This is a genomic window from Polaribacter sp. 2305UL8-11, assembly GCF_058147165.1.
Map to the genome: position 1 here is coordinate 1 of NZ_JBYVJW010000138.1, position 231 is coordinate 231.

A 231-nucleotide genomic window follows, 5' to 3' on the forward strand; every position below is an offset into this window, starting at 1 on the left:
ATATTAATAAAAAGATATTTTTCCGTTTCAAGACTTATCTCTTTTTACCTTTTTTTCTAGCTTTTAGTTGCTCTTTAGTAAGAACCTCTGAGAATATTTTTTTAAAGTAGGATTTATTTAATTTCTGTTTATCTTCTTTACTAGCGTCTTTGCCAAGTTTTCTATCAGCAGATATTCTTTCTACGTGAATTTTAATTGCTTTTGCTTTTTGCTCATCCGAAAGAGATAAAG

Annotated in this window: 1 protein-coding gene; it reads right to left on the reverse strand. The window is 27.7% G+C overall.

Annotated features, from left to right (window positions below; translation table 11 throughout):
* Positions 1–34: 34 nt before the first annotated feature.
* The coding region (locus ACY2RW_RS16490) for a hypothetical protein (RefSeq protein WP_490123805.1) at positions 35–231 on the reverse strand (197 nt) is incomplete at its 5' end.